Below are 716 nucleotides of genomic sequence, written 5' to 3' on the forward strand. Positions count from 1 at the left end.
GCTGCTCAACCTCGAGCAGCGCGCCTGGGCCGAGAGCCTGCGTCAGAACATCAGCCTGGCCATCAAGGAGCGCCTCAACCCGGTCAACCGTAACCACCGGGATCTGGCCGACCAGTTGAGCGAGCAGCTGGCGGACAAGTGCTTCGTCAACTTCTCCCTGTTCCAGTCCCTGCCGGACGCCTGGGGGATTGGCCAGGTGTTCCCGGTGCTGCCGCTGGCCGGTCTCGATCGCCCGCTCACCCGTCGCGGCATCCTGATGGACATCACCTGCGATTCCGACGGCCAGGTGGAGCATTACGTGGATGGCCTCGGGGTCGAGACCACCCTGCCGATGCCCGAGTATGGCGAGAACGAGGATTGCCACATCGGCTTCTTCTTGGTCGGTGCCTATCAGGAGATCCTGGGGGATCTGCACAACCTGTTCGGCGACACCCACTGTGCCGAGGTCTCGCTGGGCGAGAACGGCGAGATGGACATTCGCAACATAGTGCGCGGTGACACGGTCGATCAGCTGCTGCGTTACGTGAACATCGATCCGTCGGTCATTCGCGAGAACTATCAGAAGATTGCCAACCACCCCTCCCTCTGCTCGGAGACCCGCAAGGCGCTGCTCGACGAGCTCGAACTCGGCTTGCAAGGTTATGCCTATCTGGAAGAGGAGTGATCCCATCAGGGATGACGAAGTGCAATAGGATGACGGCGCCTGCGGGCGCCGT

General features: G+C 62.3%; 1 pseudogene. It reads left to right on the forward strand.

Going from position 1 to position 716, the window contains the following annotated elements:
* Positions 1-664, forward strand: a pseudogene (locus BN1134_RS01565) (arginine decarboxylase); the annotation flags it as partial.
* Between the last annotated feature and the right edge of the window lie 52 nt (positions 665-716).

The organism is Aeromonas simiae (assembly GCF_000820125.1).
Classification (GTDB): Bacteria; Pseudomonadota; Gammaproteobacteria; order Enterobacterales; family Aeromonadaceae; genus Aeromonas; species Aeromonas simiae.